Below are 21,659 nucleotides of genomic sequence, written 5' to 3' on the forward strand. Positions count from 1 at the left end.
CGTCCGCCTATGCTACAATAAACTCCAGTAGATGGATAACGGGGGAGCTTATGAATAAGACGATAGGCATGTTCGCCCATGTGGATGCGGGCAAAACAACACTGGCTGAACAGCTGTTATATATGACCGGCACAATTGCTCAGCCTGGGCGGGTGGATCATCAGAGTGCCTTTATGGACAATCATGGGATCGAGAAAGAGCGAGGCATTACCGTGTTTGCGGACCAGGCGGTGATGACGTATAACGGCAGCACCTATTATTTAATGGATACGCCGGGTCACGTCGATTTTTCACCCGAAATGGAGCGGGTGATCCAGGTGATGGATGCCGCTGTTGTCGTGATTAGTGCAGTGGAGGGTGTTGAGGGACATACGGGAACGGTGTGGCAGCTGCTTCGAAGATATGGTATCCCTGTGTTCGTATTTATTAATAAAGTTGATCGGGTCGGTGCCGACGTTCGACGGGTGCTTGAAGAGATTCGAAGAGAGCTGTCGGCAGACGCTTGTCTGATAGAAGAAGGGGATGATTTCACTTCGGGGGTGCTTCGTCCAGCGTTAATCGAGGCCATTGCCGAGAGGGATGAAACCCTGTTGGACTTTTATATGGAGCAGGGCTATGAGGCCGAAACCTGGACAGAGGCGATGCGGACGCTGGTCCGCGAAGGCCGGATCTACCCTTGCTTTAGCGGCTCGGCACTGCAAAATATCGGGGTGTCCCATTTTATGAAGCAGCTGGACGTGCTAACGGAGACGAACTACCGCAGTGAAGGGGAGTTTGCCGCCAGGGTATATAAGATCCGTCATGATGCAGGCACAAGGCTTACGTACATGAAGGCGGTCAGCGGTTCGCTGCAGATTCGGGATGAGCTGCAGTATCATACCGGTTCAGAGGTGGTGACTGAGAAAGTGACCGGTATCCGATGGGTCAACGGCAGCCGCTTGTCGAGCGTGGACAAGGTTAAGGCGGGTGAACTGTTTGCAGTCACCGGAATTACGGCTGCGGGCGCAGGTGATGGTGTCGGGGCGCTGTCCGGCAAAACCGTGTACGAGCTGGTACCGGCCTTGAAGAGTAAGGTGGAGTTTGACAGCGATATTCATCCCAAGGATATGCTTCGCTGCTTCCGGCTGCTGGATGCAGAAGACCCTTCACTATCTGTGCAATGGGAAGAGCAGGTGCAGGAGATTCATATTCATGTGATGGGTGTCATTCAGCTGGAGGTGCTTCAGCGAATTGTGCTGGAGAGGTTCGGATATCAGGTTGCATTTGGTCCGCCGGAGATTTTGTACACGGAGACAATAGCGGAGGAAACGGTCGGATGCGGGCATTTTGAGCCGCTGAAGCATTATGCCGAGGTGCATCTGAAGCTGGAGCCCGGGCCAAGAGGCAGCGGCATCGTGTTCCGTAATGCGTGCCATCCGGACGTGCTGCCGGTCAATTATCAGCATCTGGTAGAGCAGCATATCGGGGAGCGGGATCATCGTGGCCTGTTGACCGGATCGCCATTGACGGATATCCAGGTCACATTGCTGAAAGGTCGTGCTCACAACAAGCATACCCATGGCGGAGATTTCCGGGAGGCTACGTATCGTGCGCTGCGGCAAGGGCTTGAGAAAACGAACAATATTCTGCTGGAGCCTTATTATCAGTTTAAAATCAAAGTGGATACCGCGTTTGTCGGGAGATTAATGTCGGATCTGACGCGGGCCAAAGCCAGCTTTGAGCCGCCGCAGACGCTTGGAGATCAGGTGGTGGTTATCGGATCTGCGCCAGTCGCGACCATGATGAATTACAGTGTGGAGCTAGCGGCCTTCACGCACGGGAAAGGCATGATCTCCCTTCAGTTTGGCGGATATGATCGCTGCCATAATGAAGAGGAGGTCATTGCCCGAAAGGGATACAACAAGGATGCTGATCCGGAGTACAGCTCCTCGTCGATCTTTTGTGCGAAAGGCCACGGCTATAGTGTACCGTGGGATGAAGCGGATGCGCATATGCATATCTGAAGCATGGAAATGCCGATAAAGCTGGAGCTTATCCTGCTGCCGACCTTCCTGAGTTCTCGGCATGCGTGTCAGTGCCACGCAGTGACCAATAGGTGAGGCCCGTGGTGATCAGCATGAGGATACCGGTTATCAGAAATACGGAGTGAATATTCAGGAATCCACTGATCGCACCGCCTGCGAGCGGGCCTGCCATGCCGCCGATCTGTGTGGCGGTCTGGTTCAGACTGAATGCCCGGCCGCGGAAATCGCTCGGGGTATGCCGAACAACCAATCCGTTCAGTGCAGGGAATACCGCACAGAAGAAGATGCCATAAACGAAGCGAATGGCCGAGAACGCCCAAATATTGCTGAATAGCATCTGTGCCAGGGAGCCAATGCCGCCGGCGAGCAGGCCGATCAGAAGCACCCGATGAAATCCGATTTTGTCGGCAAGCTTGCCCCAGCGTGCGGCAAACAGAATGCTGGCGATCCCGACGATGGAGAAAACAAAGCCGGCGATCATTGAGGTATGCTTGCTGGATCCGCTGATATCGGCGACATACAGAGGCAGGACCGGCTCGATGGTCATGACGGAAAACTGGGTCAGCAGGGTCAGCATCAGCACGAGCATCAAGGTTTTGTTATGCCCGGCTATACGGAACGTGTTGATGACGGATACCCTTTCCTTGCTCGGGACAAACTTCTCTTCCTTCACCCATAATATGACCAGCACGGTTGCAATGAAGCACAGGCCGCCAGCGAGCCCGAAAGCCATCCGGTTACTGAACAGGGAAGCGAGCGTGCCTCCGATCAGCGGCCCAAGAATGCTGCCCGTTGCAGTTGCGGTGGACATCATGGACAAGGCATACCCGACCTTGTGCTCGGGAGTGTTCGTCCCGACAATGGCGATGGCGCCAGGAATGAAGCCGGAGAGCAGACCTTGCAGCAGCCGCAGCACGAGCACCTGATACTCGTTCGTCACAAATGCCATAAGCACATAGATGACAAACAATACGAGCCCCGCGCGGATGATCATCGGCTTGCGTCCGTATTTGTCACCGACGGCTCCCCAGAACGGCGAGGACAGTGCCCCGGCAAAAAAAGCGGCGCTAAACAGCAAGCCGGACCACATTTCGGTATTCTTGGTCACCCCAAGCTCAATGAGAAAGAGCGGGAGAAAGGGGATGACCATCGAGAAGCTTGACGCTACGATAAAGGAGCCAAACCAGAGGACCCACAGATTTTTCTTCCAACTTTCCATAATTTCTTCATCTCCTGATGTTTATGCTGATATCGCTCCGGCCCCCTTTACATTGCAAAGTTATATGATGAAAAATAACAACCCTAGCGGAATTCCACCTATTTATTACCCTGATTCCATAGGAGCATGCCATGCGGAATAGCATTTATACCTTTGAATCGCAAACAGTACGGCATATATAAGGTGAAATTTAATACAATGAATGCTTCACGTGCTTAAAGACGAGATTTTATAATTTCAGAATGGAATGAGTAACATGTGCGTTTCTTAAGTAAACGCTGTACAAAAGCAAACACCTCTCCAATTTGGTAAACTGAAAGCAGCGAAAGCTGCCGTTTCCAAAATGAAAGGCGTAAGTTCATGGTACACCACATTTCATGTTCTGGGAAGGCATGGGAAAGAAGTTAGGAGCGTTGAAGATGAGAGAGACGTTAAAAGGGTTGTATTCGTCGGCTTTGCTGAGCGATGTGGCAGAACAATTGAAGCAGGCTTACCCGGCCTTTGATTCGAATCAATTTATGCAGTTAATCCAGGACGAGGCCTGGGAGCAGGAGGAGTTCAAGCAGCGAATCAGGCATATTGCGCAGGCCCTGACGGACACGCTACCTTCTGCTTACCGAGAGGCGCTGGACATATTGAAGCAGGTGGCCCCTCATTTTCGCGGGGTGGAATATTTGTTTTTCGCGGATTATGTGGAACTGAACGGACTTGAGGACTTTGAAGCCTCGATGCAGGCACTTGAGGTGTTCACGGTCTATTGTACGGCGGAATTTGCGGTGCGGCCGTTTATTATGCGGGATCAAGAGCGGATGCTCATACAGATGAAGGCGTGGGCGCTGTCGGACAATGAGCATTTGCGCAGGCTGGCCAGTGAAGGCAGCAGGCCGCGGCTTCCCTGGGCGCCTCAGCTGCCTGCTTTGATAGCGGATCCGAAGCCGGTGCTGCCGATTCTGGCACAGTTAAAGGAGGACCCGTCCCTTTATGTGAGAAAAAGTGTGGCCAACCACCTGAACGATATTTCCAAGGATCATCCGGAACTCGTGCTGGATATTGCGGCAGAGTGGTACGGCCATCATCCGTTAACGGACTGGATCGTGCGGCATGCGCTGCGGACATTGCTTCGGCGCGGGGATGTGCGGGCGCTGTCTATCTTTGGCTATGAGGAGCTGGACGAGCTCCCGGGGCTGGAGATTACCGATCTTCGGCTGAAGCGGACCGTTATTGCCGTGGGGGAGGAGCTGGAGTTTTCATTTCGCGTTGTGAATGAGACCGGGGAGCCGCGCCAGCTTCGGATTGACTATGAGATCGATTATATGAAGCAAAGCGGCAAGCATGCGCCCAAGCGCTACAAATGCTCGGATAAAGTGTATGAGGCGGGAAGCTGGGCGGTGGAGAAGAGGCAGTCTTTCAAAATCATCTCCACGCGCCGTTTTTATGCAGGGGCGCATCGGCTTCATATTGTCGTGAATGGCAAACGATTGGCTTCGGCTGATTTTGTGCTGGAGGGTGCGGAATCTATAAAATAATTGGGAATGGAAAAGTCCCCGCAGACAGCTGACGTCAGGCAGCAGTTCTGGTACACTAGATAAGTTGAAAAGACGTTTATAGAATAGGAATTGTTACAAGACTAGATAGAAACTAGAGTGTACCGGTGATGTTACCGGCGGGAGGATATAGATGGATACAAAAGCGTTACGAAGAGAAGATGTGGAGCTGCTGGCGCCAGCGGGCGATTGGGACTGCATGCGCGCGGCGGTGGCCAATGGTGCGGATGCGATCTTTTTCGGTGTGGAGAAGTTTAATGCACGTGCGCGGGCGAACAATTTCCGGATGGACGAGCTGCCGGAGATTATGGCTTTCCTGCACAGCTACGGGGTGAAGGGCTTCCTGACCTTCAATATCCTCGTATTCGAAAATGAGTTGATAGAGGCCAAAGAGCTGATCGATGCCTGTGTTGATGCAGGCGTGGACGCCGTGATCGTGCAGGATCTCGGCCTGGTGAAGCTGATCCGCGAAATTTCGCCGGATTTTCCGATTCACGGTTCTACCCAGATGACGATCACTTCCCCGGAGGCGGTGGAGTTTACGAAGCCGTTCAACATGGAGCGGGTGGTGCTGGGTCGCGAGAACAATCTGAAGCAGATTCAGAAGATCGGGGAGCAGGCCAAGCTGCCGATGGAGGTATTCGTCCATGGTGCGCTGTGCGTCTCTTATTCGGGCCAGTGTCTGACCTCGGAGATGTGGGGCGGCCGCTCCGCAAATCGCGGAGAATGCGCGCAGGCTTGCCGTCTGCCGTATGACCTGATTGTGGACGGCGAGCCGAAGCCGATGGGCGATGTCGCTTATCTGCTCTCGCCGAAGGACCTGGCGGCCATTGACCTGATGCCAGAGCTAATCGAAGCGGGTGTGACCTCTTTCAAGATCGAAGGGCGTCTGAAAAGCCCTGAGTACGTAGCGAACGTTGTGAGCAAATACCGGAAGGCGATTGACCGGTATTTTGACGGGGAGGATGCAAGACCGAGCAAGGAGGAAGTGCGCGAGCTGCAGCAGAGCTTCTCGCGCGGCTTTACACACGGGTTCCTGGAAGGGACCAACAACAAGCAGCTGGTTGAAGGGACGTTCCCGAAGAGCCGCGGCGTGTATCTGGGCCGGGTGGAGCAGATCCTGCGCGATGGCGTTGTATGCCGCCTGGAAGCGCCGCTGAAGCGTGGTGACGGGATTGTGTTCGACGCAGGAGACCCGACGAAGCAGGAAGAGGGCGGACGGGTCTATGACGTGCGCCGCAAGGGTGTGAAGATCGAGGGCGAGGCCCAGGAGGGCTGGATCATCGATATCGTCCCTGGCCGCAGCGACGTCGATCTGCGCAAGGTGCATGTAGGCGACCGGATCTGGAAGACCAGTGATCCGGCGCTCGACAAGCGTCTGCGTCAAACCTTCGAGACCGACAAGCCGTACCGGGTGTTCCCGGTACATGTGCGGGTCAGCGGCCGCCCAGGGCAGCCGCTGTCGACGTGGTGGACCGATGTGCAGAAGGGCACGACGGTCCAGGTGGATTCGGAGCTGGAACTGGACATCGCCCAGAAGCGGCCGCTGAACCAGGAGCTCCTGGAGGAGCAGCTTGGCCGCCTGGGCGGAACGGTGTTCCAGCTGGAGCAGCTTGACGTCGAGCTGTATGGCGACGTCATTGTGCCGATTCGCGAGCTGAACAGCATCCGCCGCCGTGCGGTGGAGCTGCTCGCTGGCGAGCGGCCGAAGCCGCCCGTGTATGTGAAACGGGTGGTGGAGGTGTACGGCGATGCGGCTGTGCCGGCATCGCCGGTGGCGCGCGGTGAGGCGAAGCTGACCGCGCTGTGCCGCAGCCTGCCGCAGGTGCAGGCTGCGCTCGAAGCCGGCGTGGAGATGATATACGCCGACTTCGAGTTTATCAAGCAGTTCCCGGCAGCGGTGGAAGCCGTGCGTGCAGCCGGCAAGCAGATTGCGCTGGCGACGCCGCGCATCCATATGCCGGGCGAGAACGGCTACCACAACAACATCCTGCGCCTCCAGCCGGATGCCGTGCTGGTGCGCAACACCGGTGCGCTGTATTATTACCTGCGCCACCGGATGGAGAACCCGGGGGCTGCGAATCCCCGGCTGATCGGCGACTTCTCCCTGAACATTGCCAACCACAAAGCGGTTGACCTGTTCACCGAAGTCGGCTGCGACATCGTCACGCCTTCGTATGATCTGAACATCCAACAGATGGTGGATCTTCTGTGCAAGGCGGACACGGCTAAGCTGGAGATTGTTATCCACCAGCATCTGCCGATGTTCCATACCGAGCACTGCGTGTACTGCACCTTCTTAAGTGAAGGTACGGATTACACGAACTGCGGCCGTCCGTGCGAGGAGCATCGCGCTTCCCTCCAGGACCGCATCGGCATGTCCCATCCGGTCCGCGTGGACGAGGGCTGCCGCAACACGGTATACAACGCGATCGAGCAGTCCGGTGCCGAGTATTTGGCCAACTTCATGGAGCTGGGCGTGTCCCGCTACCGTGTAGAGTTCCTGGAAGAGACGCCGGAGAAGGTTCACGAGGTGATTGACCTCTACAACCGTGCCCTGCGCGGGGAAATCAGCGGCACCCAGGTATGGAAGAAGCTGAAGGCCACGAACCAGCTTGGCGTAACGCGCGGTCAGCTGGTGAAGTAACGCGCTGGTTGATCGCGGGGCCTGCCCCTGCGATCAACACGAGTGGGTTTGTCCGCGAGCAGACTTGTGGTCTGGCGGTAGATGATAGGGATATAAGAGGAAAGCAGAGGCAAGGCAGACCTGGCGCATAGCTGGTGTGCCTTGCCTTTTTTATATGGGAGGGACTGGGTTGCGGCTGTTGAAGGGCTGCTGTTTATTTGCTAATTTTCATGATTTTATGACAAACACGGCCTATTTTCGATATAATGGCACTAATCTTGTTTATTACTATGTTTGGTGTTGAAAAGGAGAAGCTTTCATGAAAATACGCAAGGCCATTATTCCAGCAGCAGGACTAGGAACACGGTTTCTGCCTGCAACCAAAGCGATGCCCAAGGAAATGCTACCCATTGTGGATAAGCCGACGATTCAGTATATTATTGAAGAAGCCGTAGCTTCTGGTATTGAGGATATTATCATTGTCACGGGAAAGGGAAAAAGAGCGATTGAGGATCACTTCGACTCCTCGTTTGAGCTGGAGCATAACTTGGCGGAAAAGGGAAAATGGGGGCTGCTTGAGGAGGTGCGGAAACCTTCGGAGATGGCCGACATTCACTATATCCGTCAGAAAGAGCCGAAGGGTCTTGGTCATGCGATCTGGTGTGCCCGTAAGTTTATTGGCGACGAGCCGTTTGCGGTTCTGCTGGGCGACGATATCGTCGAATCGGAGACGCCATGCCTGAAGCAGATGATGGATGTATATGACAAGTATCAAGCTGCAATTGTAGGCGTGCAGCCTGTAGCTAAGGATCAGGTGGACAGGTATGGAATCGTCGATGGAAGAGAAATTGCAGAGCGAATATACGAAACTTCCAGGCTTGTAGAAAAACCATCTCGTGAGGAAGCACCTTCGAATCTGGCTATTATGGGGCGATATATTTTGCCATCTATGGTCTTTAATATACTGGAAGCTCAACAACCCGGGAAAAACGGAGAAATTCAACTGACAGATGCACTATCTGAACTATCACGCAACAGTGCAATCCTCGCGTATCAATTTGAAGGGATTCGCCATGATGTTGGTGAAAAGCTTGGATTTATCGAAACGAGTATACACTACGCTTTGCAGCATGAGGATTTACGCGAAGATTTAATTACATATTTAAAAACTACCTTGTCAAAATTAAATTAATAAGGTTCATCGCTAACTCTGTTTTCTGTTTGTTGAGAAGATGAGGTTTAGAGAGCGAAATTAAAGAAAGAGGAGCTAAAACTCCTCTTTTTTTTGAACTTCCTTTGCCTTGCGCCGAATCCTTTTCTTGAATAAAATTGGACATTGGGCTCAACGATCCAGCCGAAGCTGCGTCTGACCCACACGGAGGAAAGCATGCAAGTGACAGCTATGCCCACCACGACTAACATAACTCTGCCAAAGGCAGAATCGAAGGGCTCCAGCCAGCCATAATGCAGCATGCCCTTCACCAGGAAGCCATGCAGCAAAAATACATACATCGTATGCTCTCCCAGATGGGTAAAGGGAAGCTTCGAACCCGGAATGATGGTGAGCACAGCCAGCCCCATGACAATGGTAAATCGATACCAGATTAACGTAATACTTCGGATAGCGAATGCTCTTGGAGAAGTAACCGGCAGCAAAAATAAACAGTGGCATATGAAAAGAGTAAATAAATTGATAGACCGCTTGGGTGGTTCGTTCGCCGTTAAAGGGCTCCATAAAATGCCCGACAACGACCAGCAGGATCAGTATGAATTTAAGGTTATCGAAATAGACGTCTCTCTCTTGAAGTCTTTCTTGCATAGGTGACGCTCCTTTGGTTGCCTACCACAGATGTTATGTATAAGGATAAAAGACTTATAGGCGAAGCAGCTATGGTGAATTCAGGAAGAAGGCTTTGAGTGTGGGGAGGGCCAGGGTCGCTTCAATGAGTGCGGGGCGGGGCTCTACATTACGGGTGTGAACTTTACAAAGTCCATTTTTGCTCAATAAAAAAGGATATAAGTCATTAACCAATGAACAGGGTGATATAACATGGATTGTCCGTGTATCTGCATAAAATAACAAAACGGGAATGCTCATCAGGACAATCGCCCTGACAAGCACTCCCGTATTCATTAGAATTGAAGTTCTGCTAGCTGTTTAACACTTTGCTCGGCATTTGGATCAACCTGGAGCAGGCGCTCCATGAGTGCCTCATCGTCAGTGCCAAGCTTTTGCAATGAAGCGAGGTACCAGCGAGCAATTTCCTGCGGGATCGTCTGTGATAAGTCCTCCTGGATTCCCAGCTTGAGGGCATCCGCAGCCTCCTGCGGCTGATTCATCATATAATACATTTTACCTGCGTTTAAGATCATATCAGGTGTGTTTTCGAATCGACGGCCTTGAAGCTGACCTTCAGGCAATGTTTCCAGGTAACGAATACCGGCTTGAACCTCGGCGAATGCATCGGTAGCCTGTTTGAAATACTGGTCTTTCGTTGCAATGTCCCCAGTGCCCAAGGCTTTGCTTCCCAGATCATATCCTTGATGGATGATTTTCTCGTACCATTCGATATCCCACTTGAACTTATACGCGTTGTTAATGAGTACCTCGTAAGCCAGTTCCGGCTGCTGTTTCAGTTCATACCCTTCAATCAGACGTAAAAGCATGAATTTATTGTAGGGCTCGTCTTCTAGCGCACGATTCAGAAGGTCAACGGCCAGATTGTAGAAGCCCTCCTCTTGCGTCTGTCGATACCCCGTATAATACAGCGAGCTTAGCAGAAGAACCGAATCCGGATGGCTGGAGCGAATGCTCAGATCTTTGTCCAGCGGAGCTTTGATCTCCTCAAACGACGAATTACTTGTCTGAGCTAAACGGCGTGCATCCATAGCGGCATCTGCTGCTTGTACGTAGCGGATGGACGTGATCAGAACAATGATCGCACCGATGCCGACAACTGCGCTAAATGCGCCTCTAGCGGCTGATTCAGGTAACGTCCATTTCTTCACCGGTCTGCTGTCCATGGCTGCAGCCATACCAGCGAGCCCCAGGAAGACAAGGATCCCCATAAATACGTAACTCAGGTTAAAGTCCAGAATACTATGCAGCAAAATCGACAAGACGATAATCAGATACAGAAAATGACTGTTCTTTCCGTCAGTATCCTTCTGTACGTATCCACGAATGTATTTATAGAAAATAAAAATGATAAACGCCATAAATACCAGGAAGCCCAGGACACCAACCTCGATCAAGTATTGCAGGAAGAAGTTATGGGCCTGACGGCTTGTATACGGGTTGTTCTGATACTGCTCGTACAGTGAGGCCCAGGCTCCCCCGCCGGCTCCAATAATCGGATAATCGGCTAGCACCTTCATGGCATCCTTGTAAAATGTGAAACGTTCCAGCACACTGTGCTGATTGAAATTGATGTTCTCAAGTCGAACGCTAATATTCTGAGGCAGAATGTTCTTCAGACTCGTCCCGATAAATAGGAAGATCAGTACTCCGCCAATGACAACAGAGCCAATCGGCAACCACAGACTCGCGCCTTTCTTCTCTGACCAGGTGCTTAATACCGATTCCAGCTTTGGAGCGACGAAGCGCTGGATGACCCAACCTAGCAATCCCATGATGATCGAGGCACCGATCAGGATTCCCCAGCCTTTCAGTGCTCCGCTGCCGCTGAAGGTTTCATTAAGCTGCAACCCAAGGTCCGTAACGGATTTGGATATGAGCAGTGATATAACACCGGCCATTCCACAGTAAAGTATCCATAATAGCTGCTGTGCTGGTTTCAAGAACAGGAGCAGGAGTACAAATACGACCGGCAGCATCACGAGCCCACCCCGTGATAGGGTCAGGAGAAGCGATACGATGATCGGAACAAGCATGAAGCTGTGAAAAGCCTGGCTGTACCATTTGCGAGATGTCGTAACGAAAAAAACGGCTGCAAACAGGAAGGCCATCAGAAAGGCAGCATACGTGTTAGCGTATTGGAATACGGAGGTCAGGCGCAGACCGTTAGAGTCTGTCATGACCGCATGGGTATAAATGCCGTTTAATACCGTGTTAGAGAACCATTTGGCAATTGCACCTGCGCTTTCTCCCTGGCCGAACCAGTGGAGCAGACCAAATCCGACAATCAGATAGGCAATAGCCATGATAGCTCCTTGGATCATCCGGTTCCCAAGCGCGTCCCGAAGAACATACAATCCAATAATGAATATGATCGCATAAATACAATTAATGATGACCATGTTAGCGGCTTGGGTCTGTGAAGCAGCGCTAATCATCGAAATTATGTAAGTTAACGGCAATAGCAGTACACCTACCGCAAGCCAGTCTCTCTGTTCCGTTAGCTGGATCCTTTTATAGTACTGTGCAATCCAAAGGAAGAGTAACAAACATGATAATATCGCAGTCCAAAAAATAGGCTTCTCAAAATCTAGCTGAAATCCGTTAAACAAAGCCGTTTGGAAGGGAGTCCAGGCTAGAAATAGGATAATTCCTGTAATTAACATCCAAAACAACGTCGATCGGGATTGGGTATTCCTCGACGAAGAGGCAATTTTGCCGTATACTGGTTTCGACAACGTAATTAGCTCCTTTTCTTGTAGATACGACAATATTTTAGCATATAGATTTGGAAGGAGCTATATTGCATTATTTTGACTTGAAAGGAATGTTTAATGGCCGAGATGTTTAATAGTCGATATTTATTAAAGCAGTTAGTTAAACGGGATATATTATCACGTTATAAAGGCTCGATCTTAGGGCTCTTTTGGACATTTGTGGTACCAATTCTGATGTTAGTTGTGTATACATTTGTATTTAGTGTAGTTTTCGAAGCAAGGTGGAACGTTCAAGAGGATAATCATTTACAATTTGCTCTAATTATATTTAGTGGAATGACAATTTTTAATTTTTTTTCAGAAGCGATAAACAGATCACCAAGTTTAATTGTGAGCAACAGTAATTATGTAAAAAAAGTGATATTTCCGCTTCATTTATTACCAGTGTCTACAGTTTTATCAGCATTAGTGCATATGGTAATTAGTTTTGTAATCTTAATAGTAGGTGTCACAGTACTAGGAGATGGAGTGAAACTCACGATACTTTATGCTCCAATTGTTCTAATGCCGATCGTTTTATTCACATTAGGGTTAGCCTGGATTTTAGCTTCATTGGGTACATATATAAGGGACATAGGTTATATTGTTAATGTGTTGACCAGTGCATTAATGTTCCTTAGTCCAATCTTTTATCCAATTGATTCTGTGCCTGAAGAAATTAAATTTTTATACTATATAAATCCTGTAAGTTATACTGTTGAAGATATACGAAATATCGTAATTTGGGGATTATCACCAAACTTCCATTGGTTACTGATTGGAACTTTATCAGGTTTATTAATCTCTGTGGTTGGCTTCTATTGGTTTAAAAAAACAAGGAGTGGGTTTGCCGATGTGCTATGATAATGTTATTTCTTTGAGAAATATTTCTAAATTATATAAAATTTATGATAAGCCACAAGATAGACTTAAACAGATGTTATATCGGAATAAACGCTCATTTTTTAAAGAGTTCAAAGCGCTGAATAACATTACATTTGATATATCAAAAGGTAGTACGTTGGGGATAATAGGGAAAAACGGCTCTGGTAAAAGCACATTACTACAGATTATAGCAGGAACAGTGAAACCAACTCAGGGTGAATTGAATGTTAATGGAAGAATTGCTGCGTTACTAGAACTCGGTAGTGGTTTTAATCCTGAGTTTACTGGTAGAGAAAATGTCTTTTTGAATGGTAGCATTATGGGGCTAACCGAAGATGAAATTAAAAAGAGAATGCCCTTAATAGAGAAATTTGCAGAAATTGGTGCCTTTATTGATCAACCCGTAAAAACGTATTCATCGGGGATGTTCGTTAGATTAGCTTTTGCCTGTGCTGTGAATGTAGATCCAGATATTTTAATTGTTGATGAGGCACTTGCTGTAGGTGACATGCAATTTCAGTTGAAATGTATAGACAAAATGAAGGAGTTTAAAAAACAAGGGAAGACAATTGTTTTTGTTAGTCATGATACTTACTCAATTAAAAACTTTTGCGACGAAGTAATCTGGATGAAGGACGGCGAAATATTCAGACGTGGTAATGTGTTGGATGTTACCAATGAGTATGAAAATTTTATGAATAAAAAAGAAGATGAGATAGGAACCGAAAATAGTAAAGAAATGACCATAAACAGAGAAGTTCTTGAAATAAATTCAGTTGTTTTTAAAAACAATGAAGGCATAGCAAAGAAATCTTTCGAAATAAATGAAAATTTGCAGGTTGAAATCCAATACACTTTGAAAAAAGAGATTGATGGAATTGTAGGAGGAGTGGCTATAACAGACCAGCGTGATACTTATATCTGTGGTATAAACACAAAACTTGACAATTTTAATTTACCCAATTCTCCAGGGGAATATAAACTTGTATGTAACTATAATAGTATAAAATTGCTACCAGGTACTTATTATATAGATGTAGGTTTTTTTGAAAGTTCTGGTTTAGTTAGGCTTGATTATAGAGCGAAATTCGATTTTTTTAATATATATTCTATTGATTACTTGGCAGAAGGGATATACCTATTAGAGCACGATTGGAGTATGGGGGCTGAATCCGTTGAAATACAATCTTGAAGTGGATTTATCAATCAAATCATCACATTCGCTAATTCTAAGTAGGATCAAGCCAAGGTCTAAAGTTTTAGAATTCGGTCCAGCTACAGGTTATATGACGAGATATATCAAAGAGAAACTTCAATGCGAAATAGTGTGTGTTGAGATAGATACTGAAGCAGCAGCTAAAGCAGAAGTTTATGCAGACAAAATGATTGTCTCAGATATCAATGCATTGAGTTGGAAAGAGGATATTGATGGCCTCAAGTTCGACTATATTTTGTTTGCTGATGTGTTGGAGCACCTCTATAATCCGGGACTTGTATTGGCGACTGCTTCAGAATTTCTAGAGGAGGGAGGTTATGTAATGACCTCCATACCCAATATATCACACAATTCAATTATTTTGGAATTGATGGAGGGGAGATTTAATTATCAGCAAATTGGACTTCTGGATAATACCCATATACGCTTTTTCACTCGAGAAAGTGTGCTTAAACTCTTGAGCGATTGTGATTTGGAGCCTGTTGAATGGTTAACAACGATGAGAAGACCAAATAGTACAGAGTTTAACCAAGACTATAATAAACTACCTGTCCCGGTTCGGAACTTTTTGAAAACTAGAATTGATGGGGAAGTATATCAATTTGTAACTGTCTCACAAAAAAGTACTGAACCAGAAGCAAATATAACAAGATTTCAAGTTGAACAATATCAAAATTATCTAGACAAGGATTATTGTCAATTTTACTGGGCGAAAGACAAGAGATTTTCGGAGAACAACTCTCAGAACATTACAATTAGTGATAAATCCTTTTCGTTGTATAGATTTAAGATCCCTGAAGGGGCTTGGAACTCATTGAGATTTGACCCAGCAAATACAATAGTTCTCGGGGAAATTAAGAATATCAGATTAATCTGTTCAAATAGCATTGTTAAGGAAATATCGAATGAAGCAATAACTGAAAGTGTAAATACAGTGATTCTGGAAAATAACGCAGTGATCAGATTCGTATCACTTGGTGATGATCCTCAGCTTTTGTTTCAAGATCTAAGTCGCTATACTAAATCTGGTTGCGTTATTGAGTTTGAAATGAAGGTCGAAGATAACATAGCCACAATTATTGAAGAGTGCGTCAATTATATACATCATTACGTAGATTTATATAATACACAACAAGAACAGACTAACCAATATAGAGTCGAGTTGAAGGAACATAAAGCCAAGAATAACATGCAATTAAAATTATTAAACGAAGAGATTGAAAGACTAGGAGCGCAGAATGTTCAATTAGATAATGAATTAAAAAGTAAGATATATGATTTTGAAATGGAAATAGGGTTACTGAACAATCAATTAGAAGATATTTGTAAAAGAGAGGAAAAATTGAAAAAGGAGATAAATGCCATAACTTCCTCGCTATCATGGAAAATTACAGCACCTCTACGGAGATTATTCGATTATATAGGAAATAGAAAAACGAAGGAGTAATTTAAATTGAGTAATATAAGTTGTGACATTATCATACCTATTTATAATGCATTAGATGAACTTAAAGAATGTGTACAATCACTGGTTAAATATACAAACCTCCGTCATCATAGAATAATCCTAATTAATGATTGTAGTCCCGATGAAAATGTTGGAAAATACTTAAACAATTTAAATAACCAAAATATATTAGTGCTTCACAATGATAGTAATATAGGTTTCGTAGGAACTGTAAACAAGGGGATGTCCTATTCCGATAGAGATGTAATATTATTAAACAGCGACACAATCGTGACCGAAAATTGGTTGGACAAAATGGTAGAAGTCGCATACTCGAATTTTTCAATTGCCACAGTTACTCCCCTCACAAATAATGGGAGTATATGTTCGGTGCCTAACTTTTTGGAGGATAATACAATACCTGAAGGTTATACCATAGATTCTTTTGCTGCCTATATTGAAAAAATTTCGTTGAAGGAATACCCAGAAATCCCGACTGCAGTGGGCTTCTGCATGTTTATTAAAAGAACTGTCATAAATGAAATCGGTTTGTTTGATGACAAGACTTTTGGTAAAGGATATGCTGAAGAAAACGATTTTTGCTGTAGAGTAATAGAACATGGATATAAAAATGTTCTCGATGACCATACTTTTATCTATCATAAAGGTTCAATGTCCTTTAAGGGTGAGAAGCTCAACCTTCTGAAGAAAAACCTAGATATATTAAATCAGAGGTATCCTTATTATGAACAAAGTGTCCATGATTTTATTGTTAAAAACCCTTTAAAACCTATCCATGACAATATTTACTTGCGATTGGAATCTAGTAAATTTGCACATGAAGTTAAAGGAAATATACTTTTTGTTCTTCATAACTTTTTCGATGAGCCCTATAATCACCCTATTGGGGGAACTGAATATCATGTAAAGGACATTGTCTTAAGTTTAGAAAATTATAATTCGTATGTCATTGTTACTAATGGAAATGAAGTTGTCATGAAACAATACAGGGATGGGCGGTTTATTGCAAAATATAATTTCCCTTTCTCGGATCCTCTTACTTTAAAGCATTTTCATCATAAAGAATACAGTGAGATAATACAGAAAATCATAGGTTCTTTCGATATTTCATTAGTGCATATACATCATTTAATAAAGCACTCATTTGACATTCCTTATATAGCCAAAAAATATAATATTAAGGTTTTGTTCACTCTTCATGATTATTATCTGTTTTGTCCAAAAGTGAATTTACTCGACGAAAATAATAACTATTGTATTGATATGAGATCTGAGGAAAAATGCTCTAGTTGTTTACGAGCTTCTTACGGCTTCCATACGACCTTCATTAATAAATGGAGAGAAGAAGTCAAGAAAATGCTACCTCTTATAGATAAATTTATTACACCTTCGGAGTTCACTAAACAACTATTCCAATCGGAGTATCCAATTATTTCCGACCGTATAGATGCAATTCCTCATGGTGTTATAGGACTAAATAATTCTGAGAAAAATGCCTCTTTTAGTAATAAGAAAGTTTGGAATATTGGCTTTTTAGGTGGATTATCTCCCAACAAAGGTAGCGATTTGATTTATCGGCTAATAACAAAATACTCCAATAAAAATCTGAATTGGCACCTTATTGGTGGACTCGGAGATCAGAGACTTAATTTAATCAATAAGGAAAATGTAATCAAGCACGGTGAATACAAAAGAGAGGAACTAAGCGATATCCTCGAAGAAATAGATCTGGATCTTATTTGTTTGCTGTCACCTTGGCCAGAGACTTTCTCATATACTTTGTCAGAGGCTTGGCTGCATAATATTCCGGTATTAGTGACTCCCATGGGGGCACTTAAAGAAAGAGTAGAAGAAGTAGGTGGTGGCTGGATATCAGATTCAATTGATTTAGACGATATAATCATTAAATTAAACCAGATTCTGGACATGAAAGAAGATGAAGTATTAACAGTTAAAAGAAAGATTGCTAGCTACAAATTTGTTAATAAACATGAAATGGTTCAGAAATATAATGGTCTGTATGAATTATTTGATGCAAATGTACCAAGCATTAACTTAACTAGCTTCAGTAGTCAGGATATTGTAAGAGCTATAAAATACTATCTTCCAGAAGATTCATTAATTTCAGAAAATGAATATCATAATCAAGTGCAAAAGCTAGAGGAAGAATTGCAAAAAATGAGATCCACAATCGGTTGGAAAGTGCTCGCAAAGTTAAGAGCTAAAAATAGTTTGATTCTTAGATTAGGTAAGCGTGCAATTTATCTATTCTTAAAGATTCGAAAAACTTCTATGAGTAGGTCAAATTCCTAATCAGAACGGATAAAGGGGAGTATAATGCCAATAGATACAAATCTTACTACTATTAAGGAAGCATATAATCCAAAAGATAACTTGTTTGACTTATTGCGGTTTGTTTTTGCCGTCATGGTGATATATTCACATTCATTTGTTTTATTAAAAGGGCAAGGAGGTAGTGAAGATTTACTTGCTAAAATCACAAATAATCAAATATCTGCCGGTTCACTTGCCGTTAATTGTTTCTTTGTATTAAGTGGGTTTCTAATTATGCAGAGTTTGTCTTCTACTCCTTCAATTTCTCAGTATATTAAGAATAGATTTTTGAGGATATTCCCTGCGTTTTTTGTATCATTATTCTTAATTTCATTTATAATAGGCCCATTTTTAACGGTCCTTCCATCAAGTGAATATTTTAAGATGAATCAAGGGGGGCCTGTTGATTTTATTTTTAAAAATATTACGTTCAACATTTTCGGGTATTCTTGGACGGTTAGGGATTTGTTTCAGGAAAATCCGTATCCAGGATCGGCCAATGGTTCAATGTGGACACTCAAACATGAAGTTGCCATGTATATGTTTCTACCGTTGACAGCCTTTTTTTTATTAATAAAAATAAGAAGATTGTTCTTATTATTAACGGTAATATTGAGTTTTTTAAGTGTGTTTAATTTACTTTACAATTACAAACTGTTTAATTTAGTAGGCGATACTTTTTGGATATTAAGTTCAAATGAATATGATAATTTCATTAGATTAACACCATATTTTTTAATAGGTTCTTTATTATATTTATACAGAGACAGGGTAGTTCTACATTATCGTTTAGTAATTTTCTGTTTAATGTTATTATTGGTAGGGGTCAAAGTTGGATTGTTTAATATAGTATTAATTGTTGCTTTGCCCTATACCATAATAACGCTTGCTATTAAAATTAGATTCTCTGTTTTCAGAAAATATGGTGATTTTTCATATGGGATGTACATTTATGCATTTCCTATCCAGCAATTATTAGCATATAAGTGGGGAGAGAGTCTGACAGTATTTTCGTTTTTTCTTTTAAGTACCTTTGGAACCCTTATTGCTGCCATTCTATCTTGGCATATTATTGAGAAAAGAGCTTTGAAACTAAAAGATTTTAAGTTTAGGAGGGATCATAATAAAAAAAATGAGAAGATTCCAAGTTTATAGACATTTTCCTATTACTTTAATCTTACTGTTAGTTTTTTTATTTCAGGTGATACCATCGATAGATAGTGATTTGTCTCTGATCCGTGATAGGTATAATATTTTAGTTTCTACAGAAAAAAATGGCCAAGGCAGCATAATTAGAGACGATAATCATTTGGGAAGTATCATAAATAAAATGAAGAATATTAGTGGAGATTATACTTATATGTACTTAGACACATCGGATGAGAATGGGACAATGAATTACTATAGATTGAGATATGCTTTAGTTCCAGCTAAGAGTCTGAAGTATCAATATTATGGATACCAACCATTTGATGAAGAGTTATATACGAGATTAATTCAACAATTTGAAGTGGACTATCTTATTGTTCACAGAGATAACGGATTTCTTGAATATCTAGGAGAACCTTATAGAAACCAAGAGAATGCTGTGTTTAGAATAACAAATAAATCGACCGGTGAATTGCGATCACGAGTAGAACTAGTCAATTAAGGAGATAGAATGATAAATTTATTTTTATATGTTCTAGTTATATCATTTATTGGTTTGCCTTTAGTGGTCTTATTATTCAATAAGAAAAATTATGTTTCACTTATCTCTCTATCGTTTCCAATTGGGTCAGTTATAATTACTCTCTATTGTTGGTTCCTATCAGTATTAAAAATAGAGTATAGCTTCAACAGAATATTTATTCCTTTAATAATCATTAGTTCTTTTTTAACAATTTACTTAATTATAAACAAGCTAATACGAAAATCATCAGAGCCAATAGGTCATAAAATCGAAGATCCAAAGAATTGGAAGTATTGGTGTGCGGTTATCGGTGTGTGTGGAGTCGTACTAGTAAAATATTTGACAATATTATTACATAGTATTTCTACAAAAGTATATCAACCAGATGAATATTCACAATGGGCTTTTCAAGCAAAGTTAATCTTTTTAGGGAATGGATTGGAGAGTTTTTACGGAGGGCAAGGTTTTGAAACGGGATTCGAAACATATCCTAGTTTCATCCCGCTACTTGCTGCGAGTTTTTACTCATTTTGTGGTGAAATACTTGATTCGTTCGTAAGGGTAATAGGGCCAGTGTTTTTGTTCTGTTTAGTAGTTTTTATTTATTCGGAGATGAAACAATATCTTAAAAATATCATAATTAACTGGGTAGTAATTGGGATATTTTTAACCTCGGGATTTGTTGTTTTTGAGATGTCGAGTGGTTTATATGCAGATATAGAGTATACGTTTTTCTATACTGTATCGGCTGTCTTTTTAATTAAGTACCTTATGAATAATGATAAAAAAAAGGAAATGATGTTATCCGCATTATTCATAACACTTGCAGCATGGGTGAAAGTTGATGGTCAATACTTAGCGTTGATTCACATAGGTATCATTTGCAGTAGCTTTCTCTATAATGGAGTATTATTAAAAAGATTAAAAGAATTGATGTTTTTTTCAATTATTTCACTTACGATACCATTTTTGTGGGGGTTATATACAGCCGTTCGTGATTTTCCCGATTCAAGATGGTCCATTAATCCCGTAATAGAGTATAGTTTTCCTATGCTTTCAGCGTCTATCCAGCAGATTATGAATACAACAAATTGGGGGCTTTTTTGGATAGTAGTTTTTTCAATGATAATTTTGAATTTATATATAGGAATTAATAAGCAGCAATTTTATTTACTAGCATTAATGATAGCAAATGTATTATTTTTATATTTCTCTTATATAGTAATGTTTGGAGAAGAAGCTAAAACTGCTGCTTCATTTGCTAGGTACATCTTAAGAATAGCTCCGATATCTATGTTATATGTGTCTACTATAATAAATACTGCCACAAAGGAGATATCCAATGAAAATATTGGTGGTAATTCCTGCGTTTAACGAAGAGAAGAATTTAGTTGATCTTATCAATAGAATTGGTTTTCTAAATGAATGCCAAGTTAACGTAATTGTAATTAATGATAAATCAACAGATAATACTATAAGTTTATTAAACAATATGAAGGTTGAGTATATTGACTTACCTTGCAATTTAGGTATTGGAGGAGCTGTTCAGACAGGTTATAAATATGCTGAATTACATGATTTTGATATTGCAATTCAGGTTGATGGTGACGGCCAACATGATCCACACTTTATAAAAGATTTAATAGATCCCCTGATAGAAGGGCGAGCCGATATGGTAATAGGCTCCAGGTATATAAAAAAAGAGGGGTTTCAATCAAGTATAATGCGGAGAGTTGGAATTCGTTACTTTAGCCTGGTAATAAATTTATTAACAGGTGTAGTTGTAACAGATCCGACATCTGGTTTTAGGGCATGCAATTCAAAAGTTATAAGACAATTTGTGAGGTATTATCCTGTTGATTACCCTGAACCCGAATCAATTGTTTCTTTATTGAGAAACGGGTTTAAAATTGAGGAAATTCCTGTAGTTATGGCGAAACGCCAAAATGGCAAGTCTTCAATTAACAAATTCAAGTCCATTTATTATATGTTCAAGGTTTCCCTGGCTATATTTATTGATATGTTAAGGCAAAAACAAAAAAAATTACAGTCGTAGG

General features: G+C 43.3%; 14 protein-coding genes. 11 read left to right on the forward strand and 3 right to left on the reverse strand.

The genetic code is table 11. From position 1 onward, the window contains the following. Positions 1–50: 50 nt before the first annotated feature. Positions 51–2,003, forward strand: a complete 1,953-nt coding sequence (locus tag MKX64_RS12405) for a translation factor GTPase family protein (RefSeq protein ID WP_341035988.1) — start codon at positions 51–53, stop codon at positions 2,001–2,003. A 28-nt stretch (positions 2,004–2,031) separates the two neighbouring features. On the opposite strand, the gene MKX64_RS12410 is transcribed toward MKX64_RS12405, so the two are convergent. After that, positions 2,032–3,243: an MFS transporter gene (locus MKX64_RS12410; protein ID WP_341035990.1), complete on the reverse strand. Its 1,212-nt coding sequence runs from the start codon at positions 3,241–3,243 to the stop codon at positions 2,032–2,034. 419 nt (positions 3,244–3,662) lie between these two features. Between MKX64_RS12410 and MKX64_RS12415 the strand changes: the two genes are divergently transcribed. The 3 genes from MKX64_RS12415 (at position 3,663) to galU (ending at position 8,605) form a co-directional block, all read left to right on the forward strand. Then, positions 3,663–4,769, forward strand: a complete 1,107-nt coding sequence (locus tag MKX64_RS12415) for a DNA alkylation repair protein (protein ID WP_155619170.1) — start codon at positions 3,663–3,665, stop codon at positions 4,767–4,769. 151 nt (positions 4,770–4,920) lie between these two features. After that, the gene (locus tag MKX64_RS12420; protein WP_341035991.1) at positions 4,921–7,434 is read left to right on the forward strand and encodes a U32 family peptidase; all 2,514 of its coding nucleotides are present in this window, start codon (positions 4,921–4,923) and stop codon (positions 7,432–7,434) included. Between the two features lie 298 nt (positions 7,435–7,732). Continuing rightward, positions 7,733–8,605, forward strand: a complete 873-nt coding sequence (gene galU, locus MKX64_RS12425) for a UTP--glucose-1-phosphate uridylyltransferase GalU (RefSeq protein ID WP_095398415.1) — start codon at positions 7,733–7,735, stop codon at positions 8,603–8,605. Between the two features lie 150 nt (positions 8,606–8,755). On the opposite strand, the gene MKX64_RS12430 is transcribed toward galU, so the two are convergent. Beyond that, positions 8,756–9,232 (reverse strand): acyltransferase family protein, encoded by a 477-nt coding sequence (locus MKX64_RS12430; protein ID WP_341035993.1) that lies wholly within the window; start codon positions 9,230–9,232, stop codon positions 8,756–8,758. Positions 9,233–9,546: 314 nt separating this feature from the next. Then, complete coding sequence (locus MKX64_RS12435) at positions 9,547–12,009, reverse strand: O-antigen ligase family protein (RefSeq protein ID WP_341035994.1); 2,463 nt, start codon at positions 12,007–12,009, stop codon at positions 9,547–9,549. Between the two features lie 96 nt (positions 12,010–12,105). Here MKX64_RS12435 and MKX64_RS12440 point away from each other — a divergent pair, with 96 nt between their 5' ends. The 7 genes from MKX64_RS12440 (at position 12,106) to MKX64_RS12470 (ending at position 21,658) form a co-directional block, all read left to right on the forward strand. Then, positions 12,106–12,891, forward strand: a complete 786-nt coding sequence (locus MKX64_RS12440; protein ID WP_341035996.1) for an ABC transporter permease — start codon at positions 12,106–12,108, stop codon at positions 12,889–12,891. After that, positions 12,881–14,104 (forward strand): ABC transporter ATP-binding protein, encoded by a 1,224-nt coding sequence (locus MKX64_RS12445; protein ID WP_341035998.1) that lies wholly within the window; start codon positions 12,881–12,883, stop codon positions 14,102–14,104. Before MKX64_RS12440 ends, MKX64_RS12445 begins: the two co-directional genes overlap by 11 nt. Next, entirely contained in the window at positions 14,088–15,575 is a 1,488-nt protein-coding gene (locus tag MKX64_RS12450; protein ID WP_341035999.1) for a class I SAM-dependent methyltransferase, read from the forward strand. Before MKX64_RS12445 ends, MKX64_RS12450 begins: the two co-directional genes overlap by 17 nt. Before the next feature lie 6 nt (positions 15,576–15,581). Beyond that, a complete protein-coding gene (locus MKX64_RS12455; protein WP_341036000.1) occupies positions 15,582–17,909 on the forward strand; it encodes a glycosyltransferase in 2,328 nt (775 codons plus the stop codon). 24 nt (positions 17,910–17,933) lie between these two features. Continuing rightward, positions 17,934–19,085, forward strand: coding sequence for an acyltransferase family protein (locus MKX64_RS12460; RefSeq protein WP_341036001.1), 1,152 nt, complete (start codon positions 17,934–17,936; stop codon positions 19,083–19,085). A 505-nt stretch (positions 19,086–19,590) separates the two neighbouring features. Beyond that, positions 19,591–20,976: a hypothetical protein gene (locus tag MKX64_RS12465; protein WP_341036003.1), complete on the forward strand. Its 1,386-nt coding sequence runs from the start codon at positions 19,591–19,593 to the stop codon at positions 20,974–20,976. After that, positions 20,945–21,658, forward strand: coding sequence for a glycosyltransferase family 2 protein (locus MKX64_RS12470; protein WP_341036004.1), 714 nt, complete (start codon positions 20,945–20,947; stop codon positions 21,656–21,658). The genes MKX64_RS12465 and MKX64_RS12470 overlap by 32 nt, the downstream gene beginning before the upstream one ends. Position 21,659 lies beyond the last annotated feature (1 nt).

Origin of the sequence: Paenibacillus sp. FSL M8-0334 (assembly GCF_038000405.1) — a bacterium.
Lineage (GTDB): Bacteria > Bacillota > Bacilli > Paenibacillales > Paenibacillaceae > Paenibacillus_AQ > Paenibacillus_AQ campinasensis.